At 71.9% G+C, this 25724-nt stretch carries 22 protein-coding genes; 15 read left to right on the top strand and 7 right to left on the bottom strand.

The window, feature by feature from the left end; genetic code table 11:
- Nucleotides 1-36: 36 nt before the first annotated feature.
- The 3 genes from G3576_RS02610 to G3576_RS02600 are packed head-to-tail and all read left to right on the top strand — an operon-like array spanning nt 37 to nt 4008.
- On the top strand, nt 37-1038 hold the full coding sequence (locus G3576_RS02610) for a TAXI family TRAP transporter solute-binding subunit (protein WP_164692751.1): 1002 nt from the start codon (nt 37-39) through the stop codon (nt 1036-1038).
- Nucleotides 1039-1066: 28 nt separating this feature from the next.
- On the top strand, nt 1067-2980 hold the full coding sequence (locus G3576_RS02605) for a TRAP transporter permease (RefSeq protein ID WP_164692750.1): 1914 nt from the start codon (nt 1067-1069) through the stop codon (nt 2978-2980).
- On the top strand, nt 2977-4008 hold the full coding sequence (locus tag G3576_RS02600; protein ID WP_207622616.1) for an amino acid ABC transporter substrate-binding protein: 1032 nt from the start codon (nt 2977-2979) through the stop codon (nt 4006-4008). The genes G3576_RS02605 and G3576_RS02600 overlap by 4 nt, the downstream gene beginning before the upstream one ends.
- Before the next feature lie 206 nt (nt 4009-4214).
- On the opposite strand, the gene serA is transcribed toward G3576_RS02600, so the two are convergent.
- Nucleotides 4215-5462: a phosphoglycerate dehydrogenase gene (gene serA / locus G3576_RS02595; RefSeq protein WP_164692749.1), complete on the bottom strand. Its 1248-nt coding sequence runs from the start codon at nt 5460-5462 to the stop codon at nt 4215-4217.
- Nucleotides 5463-5705: 243 nt separating this feature from the next.
- Between serA and G3576_RS02590 the strand changes: the two genes are divergently transcribed.
- Nucleotides 5706-5978, top strand: coding sequence for a hypothetical protein (locus tag G3576_RS02590; RefSeq protein WP_164692748.1), 273 nt, complete (start codon nt 5706-5708; stop codon nt 5976-5978).
- A 14-nt stretch (nt 5979-5992) separates the two neighbouring features.
- The gene (locus tag G3576_RS02585; protein ID WP_164692747.1) at nt 5993-6601 is read left to right on the top strand and encodes an HAD family hydrolase; all 609 of its coding nucleotides are present in this window, start codon (nt 5993-5995) and stop codon (nt 6599-6601) included.
- On the opposite strand, the gene G3576_RS02580 is transcribed toward G3576_RS02585, so the two are convergent.
- The 4 genes from G3576_RS02580 to G3576_RS02565 all read right to left on the bottom strand — a co-directional run bounded on the left by G3576_RS02580 (nt 6598) and on the right by G3576_RS02565 (nt 13036).
- On the bottom strand, nt 6598-8052 hold the full coding sequence (locus tag G3576_RS02580) for a sensor histidine kinase (protein ID WP_164692746.1): 1455 nt from the start codon (nt 8050-8052) through the stop codon (nt 6598-6600). The genes G3576_RS02585 and G3576_RS02580 overlap by 4 nt on opposite strands.
- Before the next feature lie 142 nt (nt 8053-8194).
- Nucleotides 8195-9493, bottom strand: coding sequence for a Zn-dependent hydrolase (locus tag G3576_RS02575; protein WP_164692745.1), 1299 nt, complete (start codon nt 9491-9493; stop codon nt 8195-8197).
- The gene (locus tag G3576_RS02570; RefSeq protein WP_164692744.1) at nt 9490-11199 is read right to left on the bottom strand and encodes an ATP-binding protein; all 1710 of its coding nucleotides are present in this window, start codon (nt 11197-11199) and stop codon (nt 9490-9492) included. Before G3576_RS02570 ends, G3576_RS02575 begins: the two co-directional genes overlap by 4 nt.
- Before the next feature lie 109 nt (nt 11200-11308).
- Nucleotides 11309-13036 (bottom strand): hypothetical protein, encoded by a 1728-nt coding sequence (locus G3576_RS02565; RefSeq protein WP_164692743.1) that lies wholly within the window; start codon nt 13034-13036, stop codon nt 11309-11311.
- A gap of 167 nt (nt 13037-13203) precedes the next feature.
- Between G3576_RS02565 and G3576_RS02560 the strand changes: the two genes are divergently transcribed.
- The 3 genes from G3576_RS02560 (at nt 13204) to uraH (ending at nt 15538) form a co-directional block, all read left to right on the top strand.
- The gene (locus tag G3576_RS02560; RefSeq protein WP_164692742.1) at nt 13204-13911 is read left to right on the top strand and encodes a class I SAM-dependent methyltransferase; all 708 of its coding nucleotides are present in this window, start codon (nt 13204-13206) and stop codon (nt 13909-13911) included.
- A gap of 84 nt (nt 13912-13995) precedes the next feature.
- Nucleotides 13996-15186, top strand: coding sequence for a urate hydroxylase PuuD (locus tag G3576_RS02555; protein WP_235951357.1), 1191 nt, complete (start codon nt 13996-13998; stop codon nt 15184-15186).
- A gap of 13 nt (nt 15187-15199) precedes the next feature.
- Nucleotides 15200-15538, top strand: a complete 339-nt coding sequence (gene uraH, locus G3576_RS02550) for a hydroxyisourate hydrolase (RefSeq protein WP_164692741.1) — start codon at nt 15200-15202, stop codon at nt 15536-15538.
- Nucleotides 15539-15557: 19 nt separating this feature from the next.
- Here the strand turns inward: uraH and G3576_RS02545 are convergent, their stop codons facing one another.
- Nucleotides 15558-16523: a hypothetical protein gene (locus G3576_RS02545; protein ID WP_164692740.1), complete on the bottom strand. Its 966-nt coding sequence runs from the start codon at nt 16521-16523 to the stop codon at nt 15558-15560.
- Between the two features lie 138 nt (nt 16524-16661).
- On the opposite strand from G3576_RS02545, the gene G3576_RS02540 reads away from it, so the two are divergent.
- Genes G3576_RS02540 through G3576_RS02520 form a run of 5 tightly spaced genes read left to right on the top strand, consistent with a single transcriptional unit; the run spans nt 16662 to nt 21102 of the window.
- Complete coding sequence (locus tag G3576_RS02540; RefSeq protein WP_164692739.1) at nt 16662-18326, top strand: thiamine pyrophosphate-binding protein; 1665 nt, start codon at nt 16662-16664, stop codon at nt 18324-18326.
- A gap of 8 nt (nt 18327-18334) precedes the next feature.
- Nucleotides 18335-19300 (top strand): 3-hydroxyacyl-CoA dehydrogenase family protein, encoded by a 966-nt coding sequence (locus tag G3576_RS02535; protein ID WP_164692738.1) that lies wholly within the window; start codon nt 18335-18337, stop codon nt 19298-19300.
- Nucleotides 19297-20061, top strand: coding sequence for an SDR family NAD(P)-dependent oxidoreductase (locus tag G3576_RS02530; RefSeq protein WP_164692737.1), 765 nt, complete (start codon nt 19297-19299; stop codon nt 20059-20061). The genes G3576_RS02535 and G3576_RS02530 overlap by 4 nt, the downstream gene beginning before the upstream one ends.
- A 5-nt stretch (nt 20062-20066) precedes the next feature.
- A complete protein-coding gene (locus tag G3576_RS02525) occupies nt 20067-20594 on the top strand; it encodes a dihydrofolate reductase family protein (protein WP_164692736.1) in 528 nt (175 codons plus the stop codon).
- Nucleotides 20595-20649: 55 nt separating this feature from the next.
- Nucleotides 20650-21102, top strand: a complete 453-nt coding sequence (locus G3576_RS02520; RefSeq protein WP_164692735.1) for a DUF6525 family protein — start codon at nt 20650-20652, stop codon at nt 21100-21102.
- Nucleotides 21103-21105: 3 nt separating this feature from the next.
- Here the strand turns inward: G3576_RS02520 and G3576_RS02515 are convergent, their stop codons facing one another.
- Nucleotides 21106-22107: a LacI family DNA-binding transcriptional regulator gene (locus tag G3576_RS02515; protein WP_164692734.1), complete on the bottom strand. Its 1002-nt coding sequence runs from the start codon at nt 22105-22107 to the stop codon at nt 21106-21108.
- A 141-nt stretch (nt 22108-22248) separates the two neighbouring features.
- Here G3576_RS02515 and ptsP point away from each other — a divergent pair, with 141 nt between their 5' ends.
- Complete coding sequence (ptsP, locus tag G3576_RS02510) at nt 22249-24798, top strand: phosphoenolpyruvate--protein phosphotransferase (protein WP_164692733.1); 2550 nt, start codon at nt 22249-22251, stop codon at nt 24796-24798.
- Complete coding sequence (gene pfkB / locus G3576_RS02505; RefSeq protein ID WP_164693289.1) at nt 24798-25724, top strand: 1-phosphofructokinase; 927 nt, start codon at nt 24798-24800, stop codon at nt 25722-25724. The genes ptsP and pfkB overlap by 1 nt, the downstream gene beginning before the upstream one ends.

Below are 25724 nucleotides of genomic sequence, written 5' to 3'. Positions count from 1 at the left end.
TGATCGCCCATCAGGTCGAGGTTGGGAGAGAAGATCATGGCCCTGTTCGTTCCGCGCCGCGCCGCGCTGCTCGGTGCCGCCGCCGCGCTGGCTTCGCCTTTCGTGCGGACCGCGCAGGCGCAGCAGACCTTCGAATTCGTGGCCGGGTCCGTCGGCGGCGGCTGGTACACCATCGCGGCCGGCTTCTCCTCCCTGGTCGCGGAGGAGAATCCGGAGATCCGCCTGCGCGTGGTGCCGGGCGGCGGCCTGGCCAATTCCACCCGCGTGAACAACAACCAGTCCCAGGTCGGCTTCGGCATCGATGCCTTCGCCGCCGCCGCCCGCCGGGGCGAGGAGCCGTATACGGCGAAGCACGAGAACATCTCCTCCCTCGGCGTCGGCTACAGCCCGACCGAGCACAACCTGATCCGCCGCGCGGATGGCGGGCCGGAGGGGATGCGGGAGATCCTGACCCAGCGCGGCCTGAAGATCGCCTGCCCGCAGCGGTCCTCGACCGATGAGATGACGCTGCAGCGCATCCTGCGCTTTCTCGGCACCAGCCCGGACGCCATCCGCAGCAGCGGCGGGCGCTACCTCAACGGCTCCTATGCCGACATCGCGGCGGCCTATAATGACGGCCAGGTGGACTATCTCTACTGCGCGCTGGCCAAGCCCGCGGCGATCCTGACCGAGATCGGCCAGGGCCGCCGCGCGACGCGCATGGTCGCCTGGCCGGAGGATGTGCGGAAGCACCTGCAGGACACCTACGCCTACAACCAGGGCCTGCTGCCGGCGAACACCTATCCGGGCCTCGGCCAGACGCAGGACATGATGGTGACGACCATGGACACCGTGATCATGGTCCACAACACGCTGCCGGAGCCGGTGGCCTATGGCATCACGCGCACCCTCATCAAGCATGCCGGCCCGCGCCTGACGCAGATCCATGCCAGCTGCGCCGCCTTCAACCCGCGCGAGGCCTGGAAGTACAACGGCCTGCCGCTGCACCCCGGCGCCGCGCGTGCCTTCCGCGAAGCGGGCGTGATGCCGGCGGCCTGATCGGGCGCCGGTATCCTCGCACGCCGGGATGCGTGATCTCTCCGGCCCACTGAAGTGGGTGTGTTGGGCATGGGCCGCGGCGGCAGCCGCGGTCCATCTCTATTTCGGCGCCGTGGGATTCCCCGAGCCCATCCAGATGCGTGGGTTCCACCTGCTGGTCTTCACGCCGATCCTGTTCCTGCTCTACCCGGCACGGCCAGGGAAATCCCCGGCGCGGCGGCCCTCCGTCTTCGACTGGGCCTGGGCCTTCGCCAGCGCCGCGCCGCATGCCTGGGTGATGTGGAACTGGATGGCGGTCGCGGACCGCATGGAATACGTCGATCCCTTCACGCCCACCATGATGGTGCTCGGCATCACCTGCATCGTCACGCTGCTGGAAGCGACGCGGCGCGCGGTGGAACCGGGCCTGGCCTGGATGGTGGCGGGCAGCCTCGCCTACATGCAGTGGGGCTACCTGATCCCCGGCATCTTCAACGCGCGCGCCTTCACGCCGGAAGAGATCGTTGAAGCGGCTTGGCTGGTGCCGACCGCGGGCGGCGTCTATGGCCCGCTGACCGGCATCGTCGCCACCACCATCGCGGTCTTCATCCTGTTCGGCAGTTTCATGCAGGGCAGCGGCACGGGCCGCCTGTTCAGCAACCTCGGCGCCGCGCTCGCGGGCCGCTACACCGGCGGGCCGGCCAAGGTCGCCGTCATCACCTCGGGCCTGTTCGGCACGATGAGCGGTTCCTCCGTCTCCAACGTCATCACCACCGGCGCGATGACGATCCCGCTGATGACGCGCATCGGCTACAAGCCCGCCGTCGCGGGGGGGATCGAGAGTGCGGCCTCCGTCGGCGGCGCGCTGGTGCCGCCGGTGATGGGCGCGGCCGCCTTCGTGATGGCGGAGATCACCAACATCCCCTATGGCGACATCGTCGTCGCCGCGGCCATCGGCGCATTCCTCTACTACTTCGCCATCCTCGCCGCCGTGCATTTCGAGGCGATGAAGCAGGGCATGACCGGCATGGCCCTGGCCGACATCCCCGCCTGGCGGGAGGTGCTGGCCGATGTCCACCTGGTGCTGCCGATCGCCGTCCTGGTCTGGATGATGATGGACCGCTGGTCCGGCAACTACGCCGCCTTCTGCGCCACCGTCGCCATGGTCGCCGTCGCCATGCTGAAGCACCGGTCGCGCATGAGCCTGCGCGACATCGTGGAGGCCCTGGCCCGCGCCGGGCTGACCATGGCGCCGCTCGCCGTCTCCATCGCCGGCGCCGGCATCATCGTCTCCGCGCTGACGGCAACGGGCATGGTCGTGGCCTTCGGCGGCATCATCAAGGGGCTGGCGGACGGCAATCTCGGCCTGCTGCTGGTGCTGCTGGCGCTGACCGTGCTGGTGCTCGGCCTCGGCATCCCGACGACGCCCTCCTACATCATCGCCGCCGCGATCGGCGTGCCGCAGGTGCTGGAACTCGGCAAGTCGATCGGCGTCGATCCGCTGGCCGCGCATATGTTCACCTTCTACTTCGCCGTCATCGCGGATGCGACGCCGCCCGTGGCCGCCGCCGCCTTCGCCGCGGCCGCCATCGCGAAAGCCAGCCCCACCATCACCAGCGTGCACGCGACGCGCTTCGGCATCGCCGGCTTCACCGTGGGCTTCGCCTTCATCTACGACCCCGGGATCATGCTGCGCGGATCGCTGCTGGACATCCTGCTCGCCACCGGCATCCAACTCGTGGCGCTGACCCTCATCACCGCCAGCTATGCCGGCTTCCTGCTGGCGCATACCGGCTGGCCGCTGCGCATCGCCATGGGCATCGCGGGCCTGGTCGCGGCCTTCGCGCACATGCTGGACGACGTGCTGCGCTTTGCGATCGGCGCCGGCGTGCTGGCCAGCATCGCCGGCTATCAATGGGCGGCGGCAAGAACCGCGCGCCTCAATCAGGGAGGTCTGTCATGATCCGCAGCACGATGGCCGCGCTGCTTGCCTTGGCGACGACGGCGCTGCCCGCCGCCGCCCAGGCGCCGGTGGCCGCCGGGCCGACGCTGACGCAGGTGCGCGCCAAGGGCGTGGTCGATTGCGGCGGCCACCCCGGCGCACCCGGCTTCGGCGTCATGGACAGCCGCGGCAGCTATGCCGGGCTGGATGCCGATACCTGCCGCGCCATCGCCGCCGCCGTGCTTGGGGACGGCAACAAGGTGCGCTTCACCACGCTCACCTCCTCCACGCGCATGACGGCGCTCCAGGCCGGGCAGATCGACGTGCTGCCCCGCACCACCACCTGGACCCATTCGCGCGATACCGCCAACGGCCTGAACTTCACCGCCGTCAACTTCTACGACGGCCAGGGCTTCCTGATCCGCCGCAGCCTCGGCGTCACGCGTGCCACGCAACTCGATGGCGCGACCTTCTGCGTCACCGCCGGCACCACCAGCGAACTCAACCTGGCGGACTGGGCGCGCGCCAACCGCCTGACCGTCCGTCCGCTGGTCTTCGAGAACAACGACGAAACCCGCGTCGCCTACCAGTCCGGCCGCTGCGACGTCTTCACCACCGACGCCTCCCAGCTCGCCGGCACCCGCACCGCACTCCGCAACCCCGCGGAACACGTGGTGCTGCCCGAACTCATCTCGAAGGAACCCCTCGGCGTCGCCGTCCGCCAGGGCGACGACCAGTGGTTCGACATCGTCCGCTGGACCATCTTCGCGCTGATCGAGGCCGAGGAACTCGGCGTCACGCAAGCCAATGTGGACGAGATGCTGCGCAGCGAACGCCCGGACGTGCGCCGCCTGCTCGGCGTCACCGGCGACCACGGCCCCTTCATGGGCCTCGACCGCCGCTGGGCCTACAACGCCATCAAGGCCGTGGGCAACTACGGCGAGATCTTCGACCGCCACCTCGGCGCCGGCTCCCCGGTCGGCCTGCCGCGCGGCGTGAACGACCTGTGGACGCGCGGCGGCCTGATGTACGCGCCGCCGATCAGGTAGGGCGCGCCTGCAGGGGGCTCTGCCCCCTGCACCCCCGCCGGGGGGCGTGGCGCCCCCCGGGCCCCGCCAGGACCTTACATGCAGAAAGGGAGGGGGGCCGAAGTGCCCCCCTCCCTTTCTGCATCTATTGCCGGTGGTCCAGGAGGCCCCTGCCTCCTGGTGGGTGGGGTGCGGGGAGGGCAACGCCCTCCCTGCGGCAACCCGTGCTACCGCCGCTCGTAGATCAGGCGCGCCCGCACCGTCCCCGGCAGTTCCCGCAGCTCGGCAAGGATCGCCTCTGCTTCCGCGCGGGCTTCGACGCTTTCGACCACGATGTAGCCGAGTTCGGAATCGGTCTGGTAGTACTGGGCGGCGATGTTGAGTCCCCGCCGGCCGAAGCATTCGTTGATGCGGGACAGCATGCCGGGTGCGTCGCGGTGCAGGTGGGTCCAGCGCGCGCCGGCCGGGCGGACGGGCAGCTGGACCTGCGGCAGGTTGACCGCGCCCATGGTGGCGCCGGTGTCGCTGTAGTCCACAAGCTTGCGGGCGACTTCCTGGCCGATGCGGTCCTGGGCTTCCGCGGTGCTGCCGCCGATATGCGGCGTCAGCAGCACGTTGGGCAGGCCCTGGAGCGGGCTTTCGAAGGGGTCGCCGTTGCGCTTGGGCTCCACCGGGAAGACGTCCACCGCCGCGCCCAGGATGCGCTTTTCCCGCAGGGCGGCGGCGAGGGCTTCGACGTCCACGACGGTGCCGCGGGCGTTGTTGATGAAGATGGCGCTGGGCTTCATCCAGCCCAGTTCGCGCGCGCCGATCATGCCGACCGTGTCCGGCGTCTCCGGCACATGGATGGTCACCACATCCGACTGCGCCATCAGGTCGCGCAGCGAGGACGCCGGCGTTGCGTTGCCATGCGGCAGCTTGTTGGTGTGGTCGTGGTAGAGCACCCGCATGCCGAAGGCTTCCGCGAGCACGGAGAGCTGGCTGCCGATATTGCCGTAGCCGATGATGCCGAGCGTCTTGCCGCGCATCTCCCAGCTGTTGGCGGCGGACTTGTCCCAGCCGCCGGCATGGGCGGCGTTGGACTTGTCCACGATGCCGCGCATCAGCATCACGGCTTCCGCCAGCGTCAGTTCGGCGACGCTGCGGGTGTTGCTGAAGGGCGCGTTGAACACCGCCACACCCCGGCGCGCGGCGGCGTCCAGGTCCACCTGGTTGGTGCCGATGCAGAAGCAGCCGATGGCGATCAGCCGGTCGGCGGCGGCGAGCACCTCCTCCGTCACCTCGGTGCGGGACCGGATGCCGAGGATATGGACGCCCTTCACGGCGTCGATCAGCGCCTGGCCTTCCAGCGCCTTCTTCTCGCGCGTGATGGTCACGTAGTCGGCGGCGCCGAACAGTTCGACGGCGCTGTCCGCGATGCCTTCCAGCAGCAGGATGCGGATGCGGTCCTTGGGGAGGGAGATGCGGTCGTTCATGGGGCGCTGGGCATCCGGGGAGGATGAAGGGGGCGCCTCTCTGCCCCCGTTGGACCGGCGGGGCAAGGGTGGCGTTGCCGCGGGCGGGAGGGGGGGTGCCGTCTTCGTGAAAATGCTGTAACCTTATGTCACTCGGCACCGGCGATTCCCTTGGCTATCCCTGGCGTTGGGCTGACAGGTTCTTCATGCGCGCCGGATCGCGTGCGCGTGGCGGGAGGAGTGGTGAGATGGCCGCGTCGCGGCATGGTTGAGTCCCGGCGGCAGATGGCGCTGCAGGGCGATGCGCTGGATGCGCTGGCCGAGATGGCCGGCGACGACCCGCGGGCGCGGGATGCGCTGGCGAGGGCGGGCCGGGTCGGGCTGAGGATCGGCCTCGCCGGGCCGGCGCTGCTGCTCTACGCGCTGTCGGCGGCGGAGGCGGTGCGGCGCGGCGACGACCCCGCCGGGCGCCTCGCGGCCGATCTCGCCCGGGCTGGGATCGAGGAGCCCTTCGGCGCTACCCTGCCCCACGCATAGCGCGGGGTGGGGTGATGGCGACTTCGGTGGTGGTCTTCGACGTCGGCAATGTGCTGATCGAATGGGACCCGGAGCATCTGTATCGCAAGCTCATTCCGGATGCGGCCATGCGGGCGGATTTCCTGGCGCGGGTCTGCTCGATGGAATGGAACCTGGAGCAGGATCGCGGCCGCCGCTGGGCCGATGCGGTGGCCGAGCGCACGGCGCTGTTCCCCGACCAGGCCGACCTCATCGCCGCCTATAGCGACCGTTGGCATGACATGGTGCCGGGGGAGGTCCCGGGGACGGTCGCGATCCTGGAGGGGCTGCGGGAGGCGGGCGTGCCGCTCTATGCCATCACCAATTTCTCCAGCGAGAAATTCGCGGAGGCCCGGGCGCGCTTCCCCTTCCTGGCAGGTTTCATCGATGTGGTGGTCTCGGCCGAGGAGGGGCTGCTGAAGCCCGATCCCGCCATCTACCGCCGCCTGCTGGACCGCAACGGCCTGGTGGCAGCGGATTGCCTGTTCATCGACGACAGCGAGAAGAACGTGGTCGGCGCGCGGGCGGTGGGCATGCGGGCGCATCATTTCCGCGATGCCGAAGGGCTGCGCGCGGCGCTGCGGGCGGAGGGGCTGCCGGCCTAGCCTGCCCAGTCGATCGCCGCATCTTCCTCCTGCGGCAGGGAGAGCGGGACGGTGATGTGGCAGGCCAGGCCCTCGGGCCGCCAGTCCAGCGTGATGGAGCCGCCCAGCTGCGCCCGGGCCGTGCCGTCCAGCACCCTCGTGCCGAAGCCGCTGCGAGCGGGCGGTGCCGCGATGGCGGGCCCGCCGGTCTCGATCCAGCCCAGATGCAGGGCGCCGTCTTCCACCCGCCAGGTGACCAGGAGCCGGCCCGATTCGACCGACAGCGCGCCATGCTTCATGGCGTTGGTCGCGAGTTCATGCACCAGCATGGTGAGGGGTTGCGCCGCGGCGGCTGGCACGACGACGGGGCTGCCGCGCAGCGTGGCACGGCTTTCGGCACCACCATGTTCGACCAGGAACGGCGCCAGCTCCCCCGCCACGACGGTGCGCAGATCGGCGCCTGCCCAGCGATCCTTGGACAGCAGCGTCTGCGCCCGGGCCAGCGCGGCGACGCGGCCTTCGACGGCGCGGGCGAAGCTCGGCAGGTCCGGCGCCCGGGTCAGGCGCAGCACGGCCTGCACCACGGCCAGGACGTTCTTCGCGCGGTGGTCCACCTCCCGCGCCAGCAGGGCCTGGTGCTCCTCCGCCTCCCGCCGCTCCGTGATGTCGAGCACGGAGCCGACATGGCCGAGATACTCGCCACCGGGGCCGAGCCGCGGCTCGGCGGCATCGATCGCCCAGCGCCAGACCCCATCGGCGCGGCGCAGGCGGTAGTCCAGCCGCAGCGGCGTTCGGTCCCGCACCGCCTGCAGGAAGCGGACCTTGCTGGCGGAGCGGTCGTCCGGGTGGACCGCGTCCAGCCATCCCGTGCCCAGCCCCTCCGCCGGCGTCTGGCCCGTGAAGGCGTACCAGCTGCGGCTGAGATGGGTGCAGTAGCCCGTGCGGTCGGTCACCCACATCAGGGCCGGCGCGGCGTCCAGCAGCGCGCGGAAGCGGCCTTCATTCTCCCGCAGCCGGCGTTCCGCCAGCACCTGGCCGGTGGTCTCGATGCAGGAACAGAACATGCCGGCGACGCGCCCGGCCTCGTCATGCGCCGGGCTGTAGGAGAAGGTCCACCAGGTGTCCTCCTTGTAGCCATGGCGTTCCATGAGGAGGTGGAGGTTCTCGCTCCAGGTCGCCTGTCCCGCCAGCGCCTGGCGGATCAACGGCCAGATGTCGTCCCAGATCTCGGGCCAGACCTGCCGGAAGGGCCGGCCCTGGGCGCCGGGGTGGCGCCCGCCCAGGATCGGCGCATAGGCATCGTTGTAGAAGAAGGCGAGGTCCGGCCCCCACGCCACGAACATGGGCTGGCGCGAATGGCGCATCAGCCGGAGGATGGTGGCCAGCGACGGGTCAGCGCCGTCGGGGCAGCGGGGAATGGGGTCCAGTCCTGCGCCCGTTGGCGGGGCATCGCCGATGTCGTCTCCGCCCATGCACCGTGTCTCTCGCCTGCCAGCGGCCCCGTTCGATGGGCGGCTGGCGCCCGCGCTCGCGGGAGCCGTGGCCATCTATAACCTTGAGCGGCGCTGCGTGGCGACTCAACTTCCGCGGCGTGCGATCGCGGTCGTCGCAACCTCAGCGGTTCGCCAGATCAACCAGGACCTGCGCCAGCACCCGCGCGCCATTGGCCAGCTGCGCGGGCGTGCTGAATTCCGCCGGGTGGTGGCTGACCCCGCCGCGGGAGGGGATGAAGATCATCCCCGTCGGGCAGATCGGCACCAGGAATTGCGCGTCGTGGAAGGCGCCGGAGGGCATGCGCCGGCTCCTGAGCCCCTGCGCCGCGGCGGCACCCTCGATCAGGTCCTGCACCAGGGGGTCGAAGCGGGCGGGCAGGGCGTGGAAGCGTTCCGTCACCGTCGCGCGGCAGCGCGTCAGCGCGCCCTTCACCGTGGCCTCGATCGCATCGCCCTTCGGCAGCAGCACGGCGGGGTCGGGGTGGCGGAAATCGATGGTGAAGCGCGCGCGGTCCGCGACGGTGTTGCTGGAATTGGGGGAGACCTCGATCCGGCCCACGGTGAAGCGCAGGATGTCCGTCGGGTCCGCCATCAGCGCGTTCAGCGCGTTGATGACGCGCACCATGTCCTGCACCGCGTCCTGGCGGAGCGACAGCGGCGCCGTGCCCGCATGGTCCGTCTTGCCCTCGATCTCCACCAGGAACCAGCGGCTGCCCTGGATGCCGGTGACGACGCCGATGTCGAGACCCTCCGCCTCCAGCAGCGGCCCCTGCTCGATATGCGGCTCCACATAGGCGAAGGGGCGGGGGCCTTCGACGATGCCGAGGCCGCGGCGCGGGATATCGGCCTCCGAGGCCAGCAGCGCGGCCAGTTCGTCGCCGAAGCGCAGCCCCTCCCCATCCAGCGTGTCGTTCCAGGTATCGGGCGGGCGGTGGCCGGACCAGGCCATGCTGCCCATGCAGCCCGGGGCGAAGCGGCCGCCTTCCTCGTTGGTCCAGGCCACGATCTCGATCGGACGCTTCGTGGCGATGCCGGCCTCGCGGATCGCCTGCACCGCCTCCAGCGCCGCCAGCACGCCCCAGATGCCGTCGAAGCGCCCGCCATTGGGCTGGCTGTCCATGTGGCTGCCCGCCATGACGGGTGCGGCCGCCGGCTCCGTCCCCTCATGCCGCAGGAAGAGGTTGCCGAGCACATCGACGGAGGGCTTGAGGCCGAGCGGCGCCGCCCAGCTCAGCAGCAGGCGCCGCGCCTCCCGGTCCAGCTTCGTCAGCGCGGCGCGGTTCACGCCCTGGTGGCCATCGGCATCGGTGAAGCCGCCGAGCCGCGCCATCTGCGCGATCCGGTCCCATTGCCGTGCCTCGGAGACGGCGGCGACCAGATTGGGCGCCTGTGCCGCCCTGCCGTCGCGCCATGCCGTCATCCCTCGTGCCCCCTTGCCAAGCCCGGTGCTGTTTGGCGGTCGGGCGCCGTGAAATCAACGGCGCGCCCCCCGGCCAGTGTCTCCATGGCCGTTGCCAGCACCTCCGCGCTGACCGGCTTGCGCAGGACCCGCAGCCAGGCGTCGTTGGCAAGGCGCTCCTCCAGCTGCCGGTCCAGCCCGGCTTCCAGATTCCCGGTCAGCAGGATCACCGGCAGGTCGCGCAGCGCCGGCCGGGCGCGCACCGCATCGATCAGGGCAAGGCCGTTCAGGCCCGGCATCTCGTAATCCGTCACCAGCACATCCGGCTTCTCGCCTGCGGCCAGCAGGGCGAGCGCGGCGGGACCGCCGCTGGCGCAGAGCACGGCCAGGCCCTGGTCGCCCAGCGCCTGCGCCAGGAAGTCCCGGACCATCACGTCGTCATCCACCAGCAGGATGCGCAGGGATCGCTGCGGAGGATCGGCGGTGGCGGCGGCAGCCGCGCCGTCGCCCTCCGCCGCCGCGGCAGGAAGCCAGAGGCTGACCGCCGTGCCCTGGCCGACCGCGCTCTCGATCGCCAGCGCGCCATCCGACTGTTCCGCGAAGCCGCGCGCCATGGCGAGGCCGAGGCCCGTGCCGGCGCCGGCGCCCTTGGTCGAGAAGAAGGGCTCCCCGGCCCGGGCCAACACATCGGGCGGCATGCCGTCGCCGGTGTCGCGGACGGTGAAGCGGACATAGCTGCCGGGGGCCAGGCCAAGGGCGTCCGCCGCCGCCCCCTCCAGCCGCTCCGCGGTGGCGGCGATGGTCAGCAGGCCGCCGTTCGGCATGGCGTCTCGGGCGTTGGTGGACAGGTTGACCAGCACCGTCTCCAGCTGGCCGCGATCCGTCACCACCGACGGCAGCGCTTCGCCCAGCCTGACCTCGACGCGCACCAGGCTGCCCAGCGTGTGCCACAGGATCTCCTCCAGCCCCCGCGCCAGCGCCGCGGGGTCCACCGCTTCCGGCCGCAAATCGCCGCGGCGCGCGAAGGAAAGCAGCCGGCGCGTGACGGAGGCGCCGCGCTGCGTCGCCTCCTCCACCATCTGGGCCAGGTGCCGCACGGCGTCGGGGCTTTCGGCGCGGCGGCGGATCAGGCTCGCCCCGCTCTGCACCGCCTGCATGATGTTGTTGAAATCATGCGCGACACCGCCGGCAAGCTGGCCAAGCGCGCGCAGCCGCTGGTCCTGCGCCAGCTTCAGCTGCGCGGCCTCCCGCGCCGCGACCTCCCGCTGCACGCGGTCCTCCAGCGAGGCGTTGAGCCGCCGGAGGTCCTCCGCCAGCCCCGCGCTGCGCGACTTCTCCTCCTCCACCCGGTTCACGGCGGCGTTCATCAGGTGGATGACGACGACATCGACCAGCAGGATGGCCGCGAAGAACCCCAGCGCGATCACGTCGGCCGTCGTGGTCAGCACGAAGGATTCGGCCGGTGGGATGAAGAAATACCAGGCGGCGAGGATGCTGAGCGCGGCCGCCAGCAATCCCGGCCCCATGCCGGCCAGGAAGGCCGCGAGCAGCACGGCGGGGAAGAAGGTCAGGAAGGGGAAGCCCGTCGCCGGCAGGACATCGGCCAGGGCGAAGCGGCCCGCCAGCGCCAGGCCGAACAGCAGCAGCGCCAGGCCATGGCCCCGGATGGAGCCGGGCCCGACGGCGCGGCGCGACTGCAGCGCCGATCGGAAGCGGGACAGGGACAAGCGGAGCCTCATCCAGCCGGCACGCGCCTGTGCCGCGCCCGGGCGGCGGAACAGGGGAGGCAAGCCGCCATGTCCCCGCGCAAGCGAATGGCCGCCGCCCCGCGCGCCGTCAGGGCAGCCGCACCGTCAGGCCGAGCAGCCTTGCGGCCTCCGCGCTCTGGCCCGCCAGCCCGGTCAGCTCCCCGAAGGCGATCGGCGTCAGCGGGCGCAGGCTGATCTCGATCTCCCGCGGCTGGCGGATGAACTGGGCCAGCGCCTCCCGCAGCGGCATGAAGGGGTCAGGCTGGCCGGCGGCAGGCGCGGCCGGCGCCGGCGCGGCGCCCTTGCCGGTGGCGGGCGCGGGGGTGGCGGCGCCCTTGGTGGCGGGGGCCGGTGGCGCGGCGCGGCCGCGGGGCGGGGCGGACGGCCCGGCGCCCGGGATCGGCATGCCCATCACCATCTGCGCCCATTGCTCCCGGATGCGCGCTTCCGGCACCCGCTGCTGGCGCGCCTGCATGGCGATGGCGCGGCCGAGCAGCCCCTGGTCGCGCCAGGACAGCGTCAGCTGTTGCAGCCGCGCCGCCAGCAGCGCCGCGGTCTGCGCATCCGGGTCGATCGGCGTGCCAGGCGCCGGCGCCGGCATCTCCAGGAAGCGGCCGGACAGGGTCAGGGTAGCCGCCTCGTTCCAGGTCGTGCGCCAGGGGCCGATGGCCAGCATGCCGCCCTGGCGGGCGAAGCTGCCCAGCATCTCCATCCCGCCCGCGATCTCGGTGTAGCCCAGCTGTTCCAGCGGCGCCGAGGTGCCGCGCGGCAGGGTGATGCGCAGCCCGTCCACCGCCAGCGTCCCGCTGATCACGCCATCCGCGGCCATGCTGCCATCGGTCTGGATACGGCCCAGGCTCAGCAGCGGCGCGCCATTCGCTTCCGCCGTGATGCCCTCCGCCAGGATCAGCTGCGGCACGCCGGGGGCCGGGTCCGGCGGCTGGACATTGGTGGACCAGGCGGTGGCGAGGCCCGCCGCATCGATGCCCTGCACCACGAAGCGGCCGAGGCGGAACACGCCCGGCCCCATCGCCCCGAACTCCGCGCCGAGCGAGACGCCCTCCACCGCCAGGTCCAGCAGCCGCCCCGGCGCCCAGTCGCGCATCGCGAGCCGGCCGAGGGCCAGGTCCACCTTCTTCTCGGGGTCCGTCAGCGTCGCGCCTTCCAGGCTGGCGCTGCGCACGGTGACATCCTTGATGTCGAAATCCTGCCCCGGCGCCGGCATGGTTACGCCGGCCACGGCGAAGCGGCCGATCCGGGCATGGTTCGACGTGGCGCCGGCGCCGCGGAACTCGAAGCCCTCCGCCGTCGCCTGGCCGAGCGCGCCGGGGGCATAGCCCTCCGCCACCAGGCGGCCCAGCTGCAGGTTGCCCTCCGGCCCCCGCATGGACACCGCCTCGGCCTCCAGCGTGCCGATCTCGAAGCGGGTGAAGTCCACGGCCCCCGTGGCCGGGATGGGGATGCCGCCCAGCACCAGGCGGGCGACTTCCGATCGCTCCCCCTTGCCCTCCGTCATCAGCAGCGACCGCATCTCCGCCCGGCCGAGCCGCGTGTCGGAGACGTCCGTGATCAGCACCTCCGCCACCGTGACCCGGCGATTGCCGCTGGTGACGGTGACATCGCCGAGCCGGGTGCGGCCGGTGACGGGGTCCACCTGCCGCAGGCCCCAGGCGATCCGCGCATCCGGCCCGATGGACTGGCGCAGGAACTCGATCGCGCGGTCCACGCGGCGCTCCGCCTCCGCCTGGGCAAGGGCGCCGGCCACCGGCAGGGCGATGGCGCCGGCGACGGCGATGATGACGAGGCGACGGCGCATCGGCGGCTCCCGGTGTTCGTTCCGCGGCAGGCTACAGCAGCGCCGCGCCTTGTCGAAGGGGAGCGTGGGGGGCGGGCACGGGAAGGTGAGCTTAACCGCTTGTTGGCGCCCTGGCCGCTATGCCGGCGACTGGACCCGGCAACCGGCCGGCGGAAAGGCCCCGCAGGATGCACCACAGCGCCCCCGACAACCCGCTCTACCTCCGCTTCCTGCAGGGCAGCCGGGACGCGCCCCCGATCCATAAATGGCACCACTATTTCGAGGTCTATCACCAGGCCTTCGCCCCCTTCCGCGGCCGGCCGGTGACGATGCTGGAGATCGGGGTGCAGCGCGGCGGCAGCTTGCGCATGTGGCAGGACTATCTCGGCCCGCAGGCCCGCATCTTCGGCATGGATATCGACCCGGCGACGGAAGCGCATGCCCTGCCTGGCGCCAAGGTCTTCGTGGGCGACCAGGCGGACCCGGATTTCCTACGCGCCGCGCTGGCGGAGATGGGGCCGCCCGACATCGTGCTGGATGATGGCGGCCATACCGCGCGCCAGCAGATCACCACCTTCGACGTGCTCTACCCCGCCATGCGCCTGCCCGGCGCCTACCTGATCGAGGACACCCACACCGCCTTCTGGGGCGGCCCCTTCGCCGACGACCCGCAGGGGCGGTCGATCTACGATGTGGCCTTCGCCGTCTGCCAGCGCCTGCATGAATGGACCGGGCGCGTGGGGTCCATGGACCGCCTCGGCGTCCCGCCGGCGGAGCGCGGGCCGGGCGACGCGGTGAGCAACCTCTGCCGGACGACGGAGAGCGTCAGCTTCTTCGACAGCATGATCCTGTTCCGTCGGGGCGAAAGGCCGGAGCCCTGGCACGAGGTGCGGTAGGCCGCCGGCGAAGGCCCTTGCCCGTGGCGTCCCGTTTCGCGATTGTTGCAGCGCAAAAAGACAGCGCCGTGACGCGCACCAGGGATGCCGATGGACCTCGCCTATCTCGCCGACTGGGCCAACCTGCTGATCCGGTGGCTGCACCTGATCACCGGCATCGCCTGGATCGGGACCAGCTTCTACTTCATCGGCCTCGACAACCAGCTGGACCCGCCGCGGGACGGCAACCCCCGCGTGAAGGGGGAGCAGTGGGCGATCCATGGCGGGGGCTTCTACCGGAAGGAGAAGTACCTGAACGCCCCGGCGCAGCTGCCGGAAAAGCTCCACTGGTTCAAATGGGAGGCCTACTGGACCTGGATCAGCGGCTTCTCGCTGTTCATGCTGATCTACTGGGGCCAGGCCAGCACCTACCTCATCGATCCCGCGGTGATGGACCTCTCCCCCGGCGTCGCGGTCGCGATCTCGGCCGCCATGCTGGTGGGCGGCTGGGTGGTCTATGACCTGGTCTGCCGGTCGAAGTTCGGGGAGAACGAGCGCAACCTCTCGATCTTCGGCGTGGCGCTGCTGGTGGTGGCGGCCTTCGTCGCCTGTCACGTCTTCAGCGGGCGCGGGGCGTTCCTGCAGATCGGCGCGATGACGGGCACGATCATGGTGGCCAACGTCGCCATGGTGATCATCCCCGGCCAGCGGAAGATGGTCGCCGCCATGCAGGCGGGGCAGGAGCCCGATCCGAAATACGGCCGCTGGGGCAAGCAGCGCAGCGTCCACAACACCTACCTGACCCTGCCCGTGCTGTTCCTGATGATCAGCCCGCACTACCCCATGACCTGGGGCAGCCAGTGGAACTGGGTGGTGCTGCTGGCCATCACGCTGGCCGGCGCGCTGGTGCGCCAGTACTTCGTGCTGCGCCAGTCTGGCCGCAACCAGGTGATGCTGCCCGCCATGGCCACCGCCGTGGTGGTGCTGGCGATCATGCTGATGCCGAAGCGCGGCCCCGATATCGCGGGCGTGGATGTGCCGAGCTTCGCGGAGGTGCAGGCGATCACCGCCTCCCACTGCGCCGCCTGCCACGCGGCCCGGCCGAGCTTCGAGGGCATTGCCGCCGCGCCCAAGGGCGTGCGCTTCGACGACCCCGCGCAGATCCGCCGCTGGGCGCAGGCCATGCGCCAGCAGGTGGCGACGGAGGCGATGCCCCCCGGCAACATGACGGAGATGACGCGGGAGGAACGGCAGAAGCTGCTGGCCTGGGTCGCGGCGGGCGCCCGGGCGGATTGAAGGGGGCCGATTGATGAAGGCCAGCGCGCTGACGACCCATATCCTCGACACCGCCTCCGGCAGGCCGGCGCAGGGCGTGCGGGTGGAGCTGTTCCGGCTGGAGGGCGCGGCCCGGGTGAAGGTGACGGAGGCGCTGACCAACGCCGATGGCCGCACCGACGCCCCCCTGATGACCGCCGCCGACTTCGCGGCCGGCACCTATGAACTCCGCTTCCACATCGGCGCCCATTTCAAGGGCGAGGGTTTTCTCGACGAGGTGCCGATCGTGGTGACGCTGCGGGCAGGGGAGGGGCACTACCACGTGCCGCTGCTCTGCACGCCCTGGAGCTACGCGACCTATCGGGGCAGCTGAGCGCGTTCCTGGGGCGGCATCACGCCGGGCGGCAGCCGAACCAGCGGCCTGATTCATCCTGGTGCTCGCCGAGCAGCCGGTCATCGGCCTGGTGGAACCATGTGGCGTAGTCCGGGCCATGCCGCATCCTCGGGTTCTCCTCGGCGCGCACGACCTCGCCGCTGGCAAGGTCGAAGAGCACGACGCGGCAGGAGCAATAGGCCTCCAGCACCTCGGCGATGCCGTGGACGAAGGCCGAACCCGCTGCCTCGCTTCGCAGGAATTGTCCCGAGAAGACGGTCGGGAAGACGCCGGATCGATCGTAGCTGCGCGACCCGACCGTCAGCCGGTGGTTGAATGCCCGCCTGGTCCGGAGGTGCCAGCCCGCCCGGAACTGCACCCCGCCGCGGTCCAGCGCCGCGCCGATGGCCGCTCGCTCCAGGCTGTCCGGCATGGCAGGCAGTAGGGCGAGCGAGTGGTGGCCCGCGGCGATGGAGGGCTCCCGCACCCGCTCCCACTGGAACCCGATCGGGTCGCCGCCCGCGTCATGCTGCGTCACCAGGCTCAGGACAGCGATGCCGGGGAAGCGGCGCCCCAGGCGCGCAAGAAGCGCTTCCGCATCCGCCGCGGTCAGCAAGGCATGCGCTGTCCAATAGGTCGTGCGTCCGGACAGGTCGCTGGTCGCGTCCGTCGCCTTCCGGTCTCCGGCGCTGCCGATGAGGAGAGGGAGCCCCCGCAGCCGGAGGCCGAGAAGTTCACCAAGCTGCCCCGCCGTGATGCAACCATCGTATTCCGGGCCCACGGCCCGCTCGAAGAACACCGATCCCGCCTCCGCCTGGGGGGGCGGCTCGATCCAGGTAAGTTTCAGCCAGCCATGGCGGTAGCTGATCTCGAAGGAACGGCCGTCCAGAAGCTTCGCCTCGCCCTGCGATGGGACTGACCCCACGACATGGATCCAGTCGAGATCGAAGCCGAGCGGCGGCAGGCTGGGTGGCGTGAAGAACATGGGCGGCCGTGCGTCTCCTGTGCCCGCAGTGTCGCGCAGCGGGGCGGCCGGCTCCAGCCGGCGCATCGGGCGTCCCAGGGTGGGCGTCTTGCCCCACCGGCCCCGCACGGGCAGGCTCGCGCCATGGGGGAACGACCGATGATGACCGGTGCCGAATGGCTGGCCGCAAGCCTGGCGGCTTCCGGGCAGAGCCACGTCTTCTTCGTCGATGCCGTGCTGCGGCCGACGCTGATGGCGCTGTCGCGGCTCGGCGTGAAGCCGGTGCTGGCGCATACGGAGAAGGCGGCCGTCTACATGGCCGATGCCTATGGCCGGGTCAGCGGCCGGCCGGGCGTGGTGGCGGCGCAGTCGGTGGGCGCGGCGAACCTCGCCGCCGGGCTGCAGGATGCGTATCTCGCCCGCAGCCCGGTCATCGCCCTGACCGGCCGCAAGCCCCACGCCGCCCAGCACCGCAACGCCTACCAGGAAGTGGCGCACGCGCCTCTGTTCCAGGCCGTCACGAAGTTCTCGGCGGAGGTGGCGGAGGCCGCGCATCTGCCGCGCCTGCTGTGCCAGGCCTGGGCGGCCGCCGTCTCCGTCCCCGTGCGGCCCGTCCATCTCGACCTGCACGGGCTGATGGCGGAGGTGGTGGAGCAGGGCCGCGTGCCGGACCCGCCCGCCGACCTGTCCGCGCTGACGGCGCCGCGCTTCCGGGGCGGGCCGGACCCGGATGCGGTCGCCGCCGCCGTCGCCGCGCTGGTCGCGGCGGAGCGCGTCGTCATCGTGGCCGGCGATGGCGCGATGCTGTCGGGCTGCGGGGCGGAGGTGCTGGCGCTGGCGGAGGCGCTGGAGGCGCCGGTGCTGACGACGCTCGGCGCGCGGGCGCTGGTGCCGACGGCGCATCCCCGCGTGGCGGGCGTGGTCGGTTCCTATTCGGCGCCGCCGGCCAACCGCGTGCTGGAGGGGGCCGGGCTGGTGCTGCTGGTGGGCTGCGACACCGGCGACCAGATGACCCATGGCTGGCGCCTGCCGCGCGCGGGCGTTCCCATCGTGCAGGTGGATGCCGACCCGCTCGACTTCGACCGCAGCCTGCCCGCGACGGTGGCGCTGCTGGGCGACCCGCGCGCCGTGCTCTCGGAACTGCTCGACCAGCTCGGCAGGCCTGCGCGCGACGAGGCCTTCGCGCGGGAAGCGGCGGCGCTGGTCGCCGAATGGCGCGCCTCGGTCGCCCCGCGGCTGGCGAGCGACGCCATGCCGATCGACCCGGCGCGCCTCTGCGCCGAGATCACCGCGGCGCTGCCGCCGGACGGCATCCTCGTCGCCGATACCGGCTATTCCGGCATCTGGACAGGCACCATGATCGACCTCTCGACGCAGGGCTACCAGCGCGCGGCGGGCTCGCTCGGCTGGGCCTTCCCGGCGGCGCTCGGGGCGAAATGCGCGGCGCCCGACCGGCCCGTGCTATGCTGGTCCGGCGACGGCGCCTTCCACTACCACCTGGCGGAGCTGGAGACGGCGAAGCGCCTCGGCATCGCCGTGGTCTGCGTGGTCAACAACAACCAGGGCTTCGGCCAGGGCTGGCCCAACCTCCGCCGCGCCGCAGGGAACGACCCGGCGGCGGCGGCGGAGCTGCTGCGCTTCGGCGACCACGCCGATTTCGCCGCCATCGCCCGCGGCTTCGGCCTGCGCGGCATCGTGGTCGAGCGGCCGGAGGACATCGCCCCCGCGCTGCGCGACGCGCTGGCGTCCAACGAGACGGTCGTGATCGACGTCCGCACCGATATCGAGGCGCGCGCGCCCGAACCCTACACACCGACGGAGTGACTGACAGGATGGCCATCAAGGTCGCGGTGATCGGCGCCGGCACGATGGGGCACGCCCTCGCGCTGGTCTATGCGCTGGGCGGGCATGAGGTGCGGCTGACCGACAATTCCATGGCGACGCTCGACAAGGCGGGCCCGCTGATGGAGACGGCCCTCGCCACGCTGGTGCAGGCCGGGGAGGCGCCGCCCGACCGCGACGCCGAATGGCTGCACGCCGCGGTCACGCGCCTGCCCACGCTGGCGGAAACGGTGGAGGAGGCGGACCTGATCGTCGAGGCGATCATCGAGAAGCCGGACGCCAAGCGCGTGCTGTTCGAGCAGCTCGATGCCGTGGCGCCCATGGCCGCGATCATCGCCAGCAACACCAGCTACCTCGATCCCTTCCCGCTGATTCCGGCGCGCCGCCAGGCGCGCGCCATCATCATGCACTGGTACACGCCGCCCTATCTGGTGGATTTGGTGGACATCGTCGGCGGCCCCGAATGCGACCCAGCCTGCGTGGCCTTCGCGCGCGAACTCTGCCTGGCCATGGGCAAGGCACCCGTGGTGATGCGGAAATTCGTCCCGGGCTACATCGCCAATCGCGTGCAATCCGCCATCGGGCTCGAGATCCAGAAGCTGCTGGATGACGGCGTGGCCACGGCGGAGGAGATCGACACCGCCATCATCGAGGGCATCGCGCTGCGCCTGCCCATCCTCGGCATGCTGGCCAAGGCCGACTTCACCGGCCTGCCCTTCATGCAGGCGAGCCTCGCCAACCGCATGTACGAACCGCCGCCCGTCCGCGGGAAGTGCGAGGCGGTGGATGCGCTGGTGGCGGAGGGCAAGACCGGCGTCATGGCCGGCGCCGGCTTCTACGATTGGGGCGGCCAGGACGCGGCCGCGCTGTTCGAGGCGCGTGACCGGCGGCTGATGGAACTGAAGCGCGCCATCCGGCGCATCGGGACGATGGCAGGGCAGGGACGCAGCGCATGATCACCTACGACCTCAAGGGCAAGGCGGCGCTGGTCACGGGCGGCGCATCCGGCATCGGCCTCGCCACCGCGACGCTGCTGGCGCGCAGCGGCTGCGCGGTGGCCATCAACCACCTGGCCGACGACCCGCGCGGGCCGGAGGCGGTGGCGAAGCTCGCCGCGGAGACCGGCGCCCGAATCGTCTCCGCCCCCGGCTCCGTCGCCGAAGCTGCCGGCGCCGCGGCGATGGTGGAGAAGGCCGTCGCCGATCTCGGGCGGCTCGACTACCTCGTGAACAACGCGGGCACGCCCGGCACCCGCACCACCGTCGCGCCGCATGAGCTGGATCGGCTGACGGAGGAACTCTGGCAGGCCGTGATCGAGGTGAACCTGCTCGGCGTCTTCCGTTGCGCCAAGGCCGCGGCACCGGCGCTGCGGGCCGCGCGCGGCGCCATCGTCAACACCGCCTCGATCGCCGGGATCAACTCGCCGGGGTCCTCGATGGCCTATGGCGCCACCAAGGCCGGCGTCATCAGCCTGACGAAGAACCTGGCGCGCGGCCTGGCGCCGGAGGTGCGCGTCAACGCCGTGGCGCCCGGCGCCGTGGACAGCACCTGGATGATCGAGTGGACGAACGAACAGCGGGCGTCGTCCATCGACAACGCGCTGCTCAAGCGCCGCTGCACGCCGGAGGATCTGGCGGAGGTGATGGTCTTCCTGCTGGCGGGTGCGGCGATGGTCACGGGCCAGACCGTCGTCGTGGATGGCGGGCTGACGGTGTAGCCGCCATGGGCCGGCTCATCGTCCGCATGAACGTCTCGCTCGACGGCTTCGTGGACCATGACCGGATGACGACCGGCCCCGCCCTGTTCCGCCACTGGATCGGCGCGGTGCGCGGCGTGGCGGGCGGCTTCTACGGCCGCCGCGTCTACGACCTCATGCGCTACTGGGACGAGGATCGGCCGGAATGGAGCGCCGACCAGCGCGACTTCGCCCGGGCCTGGCAGGGCCAGCGGAAATGGGTGGCGTCCGGCACGCTGGCCGCTCCCGGGCCCAACGCCACCCTCGTCACCGATGCCGTAGCGGCGGCGCGGCGCCTGACGGCGGAACTCGACGGCGACATCGCCGTCTCCGGCCCGACCCTGGCGCAGAGCCTGGCGGAGGCCGGGCTGGTCGATGGCTACCACCTCTATGTCCACCCCGTCGCGCTGGGGCATGGCCGGCCCTTCTTCGTCGGGCCGCGCCCGCCATTGCGCCTGCTGGCGCATGACGAGGTGGGCGATGGCGTCGTGCGGCTGGCCTACGCCACCGCGTGACAGGGCCGCGCAACGCGCGGTTCCGAAGGCTGTGCCGCTTCGATAGAAGCCGCCGATGGACAACAGCATGGCCACCACGCCCCGCAGCACGCTGAAGGGCGATGCCTATCGCGCCTATGAGGCGCTGCCGCCGGTGGTGCGCCGTGCCTTGCAGGAATCGCTGGTGGATTGGTGCCCGCTGCGCGCGCGGGAATGGCATCTCCGCCTGCTGAACCAGCAGCGGATGAAGCCGCAGCAGGCGGCGGAAGCCCTGGTCCAGGCCATCCGCGGGCATGACCAGGCGGAGGTGAAGGCCTTCGCCCGCGCCTGGCCCAAGGGCGCCCGCGCCTATCCGCATCTGGCGGCGGAGGCGACCCTGCAGCGCTATGCCGGCCCCGCCGGGATCCCTGCGCCGAAGCCCGTCCTCATCGCGCAGCCGGCGGCGCCCACGCGCAAGCCGAAACCCGCGCCGAAGCCACGGCCCAAGGCGAAGCCGAAGCGCGCCACTGGCCGCCGGTCCCGCCGCTGATCCCTATCGCGCCGCGGTCGATCCCCGCACCACGCGCCGCCCGCTGAGCATCACCTTCCGTACCGGCGCCTCCGGGTCCCGCAGCCGGTCGAAGAGCAGCCGCATCGCGCCGCGCCCGATCTCCTCCAGCGGCTGCTCGATCACTGTGAGCCCCGGCTCCACCAGCTCCGTCCAGGGTTCGTTGTCGAAGCCGCAGAGCGCGAGGTCGCCCGGCACGCGCAACCCCGCCTCGCGCGTGGCGCGCAGCGCGCCGAGCAATTGCAGGGAGTTGGCGGCCAGCAGCGCACCGGGGGGCCCGTCCCGCAGCGCCGCCAGCGCGACCTGCTCCGGCGGCGTCGCGGCCGGGATGAAGCGGGCATCGGGCGACAGCCCATGCCGCGCCATGGCGGCCGCATAGCCTTCCGCCCGCGCCCGGCCGGTGTCGCTTGTCTCCCCGAACAGGCCGGTGATGCGCGTGTGGCCATTGGCGACGAGGTGATCCACCAGGCTCGAAGCGGCCTCCGCATTGTCCAGCAGCACGCTGTCGAACAGGCCTGGCGGGCCGGCGCGGTCGATCAGCACGGTCGGCACATCCAGCGCCATGCCCGCCAGGCGCTGCGCCGTGGCGCGGGTCGGCGCCATGATGAGGCCCGTCACCCGCTCCGCCTGCATCAGCTGGAGGTAGCTGGCCTCCCGCGCCGGATCGCGGTCGGAATCGCAGAGGATGACGCGCAGCCCGGCCTCGAAGGCCGCATGCTCCACGGCGCGGGCGACGCCGGTGAAGAAGGGGTTGGCGATGTCCGCGACCATCAGGCCGATGGTCCCGGATTCCTGGGACCGCAGCCGGCGCGCGGCCAGGTTGGGGCGGTAGCCCGTGGCGCGCACCGCCTCCATCACCTGTTCGCGAAGCGCGTCGCTGATCGGCCCCTTGCCAAGCGCACGGGATACGGTGGCCGGCGCCACGCCGGCGGCGCGCGCCACATCCTTGATGCCGATGACGGGGGAGGGGGATGTGATCGATTTCATGGACGTGCCCCCAACAATGCCGAGGGCGACGCCAGGGTTCAACGCATTTCCGGCCATGGACCGCCCAATCACCGAAAAAAACTTTGACAGGATGAGTGGAAACGTTTTCACTCGTCGCAACGCAGGCAGGAACGTCCATCCATGGCGAATACAGCGCCCCAGACCGCCTCCCCCGGCACCGCCATGGCCATCGCGCCGGAACTGGTGCGCCTCGATGCGCGGCCGTCCGACAAGGCGGCGGCCATCCAGCAACTCGGGCAGCTCCTCGCCGCCGCCGGCTGTACCGATCCCGCCTATGCCGCCAGCATGGCGGCGCGGGAGCAGGCGGCGAACACCTTCCTCGGCCATGGCGTCGCCATCCCGCATGGCATGGCCGCCGACCGCCACCTGGTCCGGCGCAACGGCCTCGCCATCCTGCAGGTCCGCGACGGGATCGAGTGGAACCCCGGCCAGCGCGCGCATCTCATCGTCGGCATCGCCGCGGCGTCGGACGAACACATCGCCATCCTCCGTCGCCTGACCCGGCTGATGCAGGACGAGGCCTCGCTCGCCCGCCTCTTGACCGTCACCGACCCCGCCGCGATCATCGCCGCGCTCGGCGCCGAAACGCCGGACGTCGCTGCCGTCGCCGCGACGGATCTGGCGGAGCGCTTCGACTGGGTGCTCGACTACCCCACGGGCCTCCACGCCCGCCCCGCCACGCGCTGGGTGGAGGCGGCGCGCGCCACCGGGGCCCGCATCCAGGTGCGCCATGGCGCGCAGGCCGCCGATGCCTCGGCCCTCATCGCCCTGCTGCAACTCGGGCTCCGCCCCGGCGACGCCATCACCGTCTCGGCCGAGGGCCGTGACGCCGCCGCGGCCCTCGCGCGCTTCCGCGCCACCATCACCGGGCTCTCGGCGCAGGAGAAGGCGGACGCCGCGATGGCCGCCCGCCGCGCCACCACCGCGACGAAGGGCTTCGAGCCGACGGGGCCGGTCATCACCCTCGCCGGCATCGGGGCCAGCCCCGGCCTCGCCATCGGCCGGCTGCACCTGCTGCTGTCCCACCAGGTCGCCATCCCCGACCAGCCCCTGCCGCTGGCCGAGGGCGGCGCCCGGCTGGAACACGCCATCCGCGCCACCCGCGCCCAGCTGAAGGCGCTGGAGGATGACACGGGCAGGCGTCTCGGCGCCGCCGATGCCGCCATCTTCAAGGCGCAGGCCGGGCTGCTGGACGACCCCGACCTCATCACCACCACCTGCCAGCTGATGGTGGAGGGCCATGGCCTGGCCTGGTCCTGGCACCAGGCGGTGGACCGTATCGCCGGCTCGCTCTCGGCCCTTGGCAACCCCGTGCTGGCGGGCCGCGCCGCGGATCTGCGCGATGTCGGGCGCCGCGTGCTCGGCCAGATCGACCCTTCGCTCGCCGGCGGCAGCCTGTCCGACCTGCCGGAGGGCAAGGTGATTCTGGTGGCGGAGGATCTCTCGCCGTCGGACACCGCGGGCCTCGACCCCGATCGCGTGGTGGGCCTCGCGACCGCGACCGGCGGCCCCACTTCCCACACCGCGATCCTGGCGCGCACCCTCGGCGTGCCCGCCCTGGTGGCGGGCGGCGCGGGGCTCATGGACCTCAAGCCCGGCACGGAGGCCATCATCGATGGCATCGCCGGGCGCCTGCATCTCGATCCGACCGAGGCCGACCTCTCCGCCGCCCGCAGCTTCATCGCCCGCCAGGCGGAGCGGCGCGCGCGGGAGGCCGCGCAGCGCGCCGAGCCAGCCGCCACCCGCGACGGCACGCGGATCGAGGTCGCGGCCAACATCAACCTGCCCGACCAGGCCGCCTTCGCCCTCGCCCAGGGCGCGGAGGGCGTCGGCCTGATGCGGACCGAGTTCCTGTTCCTCGAATCCGGCGTCACGCCGGATGAGGACAGCCAATTCGCGACCTACCGCGCGATGATCGAGGCGCTACAGGGCAAGCCGCTGATCGTCCGCGCGCTGGATATCGGCGGCGACAAGCAGGTGCCGCATCTCCGCCTGCCGGTGGAGGCCAACCCCTTCCTCGGCGTGCGCGGTGCCCGCCTGCTGCTGCGCCGGCCGGACCTGATGGAGCCGCAGCTCCGCGCCTTGTATCGCGCGGCCGCCGCGGGTGGCGCGCTGTCCATCATGTTCCCGATGGTGACTTCGGTAGCGGAGGTGGTGGCGCTCCGCGCCGCCTGCGACCGCATCCGCGCCGCGGTCGGTGCGCCGGAAGTGCCGGTCGGCATCATGGTGGAGGTCCCCGCCGCCGCCGTGCAGGCCGATGCGCTGGCGAAGCATGTGGACTTCTTCTCCATCGGCACCAACGATTTGACGCAATACGTGCTCGCCATGGATCGCCAGAATCCCGAGCTGGCGCCGGAGGCCGACAGCCTCCATCCCGCCGTGCTGCGCATGATCGCCATGACCGTGCAGGCGGCGGAGCGCGCGGGGAAATGGACCGGCGTCTGCGGCGGCCTGGCCGGGGAGCCCTTCGGGGCCGCGCTGCTGGCCGGCATGGGCGTGCGCGAACTCTCCATGACGCCGCGCGACATCCCCGCCGTGAAGGCCGCGCTGCGCGGTGCCTCCATGGACCAGCTGCAGGCCGTGGCGGCCAAGGCGCTGGAGTGCGCGACGGCCGATGAGGTCCGCGCGCTGGAAGCCGACCTCGCCCCGGCGGAGCAGGCGGCGGCGTGATGCTCACCCTCACGCTCAACCCCGCCATCGATGCGACGGTGACGCTGGAGGCGCTTCGCCCCGGCGCGGTGAACACGGCGCTGCACACGGAACGCCACGCCGCGGGGAAGGGGATCAATGTCGCGGCCTGCCTGGCGGATTGGGGGGCGGATGTCACCGCGACCGGGCTGCTCGGCGCCGACAATGATTCGATCTTCCGCAGCCTGTTCCGGGAGAAGCTGATCGCCGATCGCTGCATCCGCATCCCCGGCGAGACGCGGACCAACATCAAGATCCTGGATCGCACGAGCGGCGAGACCACGGACATCAACATGCCGGGCCTGGCGCCGGATGCCGGCGCGGTCGAGTCCTGCATCGCGGAGGTCCAGCGCGCGACCGACATCGCCGTGCTGTCCGGCAGCCTGCCGCGCGGCGTGGCGCCTGACATCTATGCGCGCCTCACCGCGACGCTGGCGGCGCGCGGCGTGCGCGTGGTGGCGGATGCCAGCGGGGGGCCGCTGCAGGCGCTGCTGGCGGGACCCGTGATGCCGCACGCCGTCAAGCCGAACCGGCATGAGCTGGAAGGGCTGGTCGGCCACGCGCTGCCCGACACCGCCGCCCTGCTCGCCGCCGCGCGCCGGCTGGTCGCGCAGGGAGTCGGGCTGGTCGTCGTCTCCATGGGCGGGGAGGGGGCGTTGTTCGTCACCGCGGACGCCGCGCTGCGGGTGAAGCCGCCTTCGGTGCCCGTGACCAGCAGCGTCGGCGCGGGTGACGCCATGGTGGCGGGCATCGTCGCGGGGCTGGCGGAGAAGCTGCCACTCCCGGCCCTCGCCTGCCGCGCCACCGCCTTCGCCGCCGGCAAGCTCCGGAAGACCGGCGCCCAGATCCCCGGCCGTGCGGCGGTGGAGGCGATCGCCGCCACCCTCGCCGCCGACCCCATCGACTGA

The organism is Falsiroseomonas algicola (assembly GCF_011040385.1).
GTDB classification, from domain to species: domain Bacteria; phylum Pseudomonadota; class Alphaproteobacteria; order Acetobacterales; family Acetobacteraceae; genus Falsiroseomonas; species Falsiroseomonas algicola.
This window is presented reverse-complemented; position numbering and strand designations above follow the sequence as displayed.

Coding starts and splice junctions, on each gene's coding strand:
- G3576_RS02610 (WP_164692751.1), top strand. CDS start 37: ATGGCCCTGTTCGTTCCGCGCCGCGCCGCGCTGCTCGGTGCCGCCGCC.
- G3576_RS02605 (WP_164692750.1), top strand. CDS start 1,067: ATGCGTGATCTCTCCGGCCCACTGAAGTGGGTGTGTTGGGCATGGGCC.
- G3576_RS02600 (WP_207622616.1), top strand. CDS start 2,977: ATGATCCGCAGCACGATGGCCGCGCTGCTTGCCTTGGCGACGACGGCG.
- serA (WP_164692749.1), bottom strand. CDS start 5,462: ATGAACGACCGCATCTCCCTCCCCAAGGACCGCATCCGCATCCTGCTG.
- G3576_RS02590 (WP_164692748.1), top strand. CDS start 5,706: ATGGTTGAGTCCCGGCGGCAGATGGCGCTGCAGGGCGATGCGCTGGAT.
- G3576_RS02585 (WP_164692747.1), top strand. CDS start 5,993: ATGGCGACTTCGGTGGTGGTCTTCGACGTCGGCAATGTGCTGATCGAA.
- G3576_RS02580 (WP_164692746.1), bottom strand. CDS start 8,052: ATGGGCGGAGACGACATCGGCGATGCCCCGCCAACGGGCGCAGGACTG.
- G3576_RS02575 (WP_164692745.1), bottom strand. CDS start 9,493: ATGACGGCATGGCGCGACGGCAGGGCGGCACAGGCGCCCAATCTGGTC.
- G3576_RS02565 (WP_164692743.1), bottom strand. CDS start 13,036: ATGCGCCGTCGCCTCGTCATCATCGCCGTCGCCGGCGCCATCGCCCTG.
- G3576_RS02560 (WP_164692742.1), top strand. CDS start 13,204: ATGCACCACAGCGCCCCCGACAACCCGCTCTACCTCCGCTTCCTGCAG.
- G3576_RS02555 (WP_235951357.1), top strand. CDS start 13,996: ATGCCGATGGACCTCGCCTATCTCGCCGACTGGGCCAACCTGCTGATC.
- uraH (WP_164692741.1), top strand. CDS start 15,200: ATGAAGGCCAGCGCGCTGACGACCCATATCCTCGACACCGCCTCCGGC.
- G3576_RS02545 (WP_164692740.1), bottom strand. CDS start 16,523: ATGTTCTTCACGCCACCCAGCCTGCCGCCGCTCGGCTTCGATCTCGAC.
- G3576_RS02540 (WP_164692739.1), top strand. CDS start 16,662: ATGATGACCGGTGCCGAATGGCTGGCCGCAAGCCTGGCGGCTTCCGGG.
- G3576_RS02535 (WP_164692738.1), top strand. CDS start 18,335: ATGGCCATCAAGGTCGCGGTGATCGGCGCCGGCACGATGGGGCACGCC.
- G3576_RS02530 (WP_164692737.1), top strand. CDS start 19,297: ATGATCACCTACGACCTCAAGGGCAAGGCGGCGCTGGTCACGGGCGGC.
- G3576_RS02525 (WP_164692736.1), top strand. CDS start 20,067: ATGGGCCGGCTCATCGTCCGCATGAACGTCTCGCTCGACGGCTTCGTG.
- G3576_RS02520 (WP_164692735.1), top strand. CDS start 20,650: ATGGACAACAGCATGGCCACCACGCCCCGCAGCACGCTGAAGGGCGAT.
- G3576_RS02515 (WP_164692734.1), bottom strand. CDS start 22,107: ATGAAATCGATCACATCCCCCTCCCCCGTCATCGGCATCAAGGATGTG.
- ptsP (WP_164692733.1), top strand. CDS start 22,249: ATGGCGAATACAGCGCCCCAGACCGCCTCCCCCGGCACCGCCATGGCC.
- pfkB (WP_164693289.1), top strand. CDS start 24,798: ATGCTCACCCTCACGCTCAACCCCGCCATCGATGCGACGGTGACGCTG.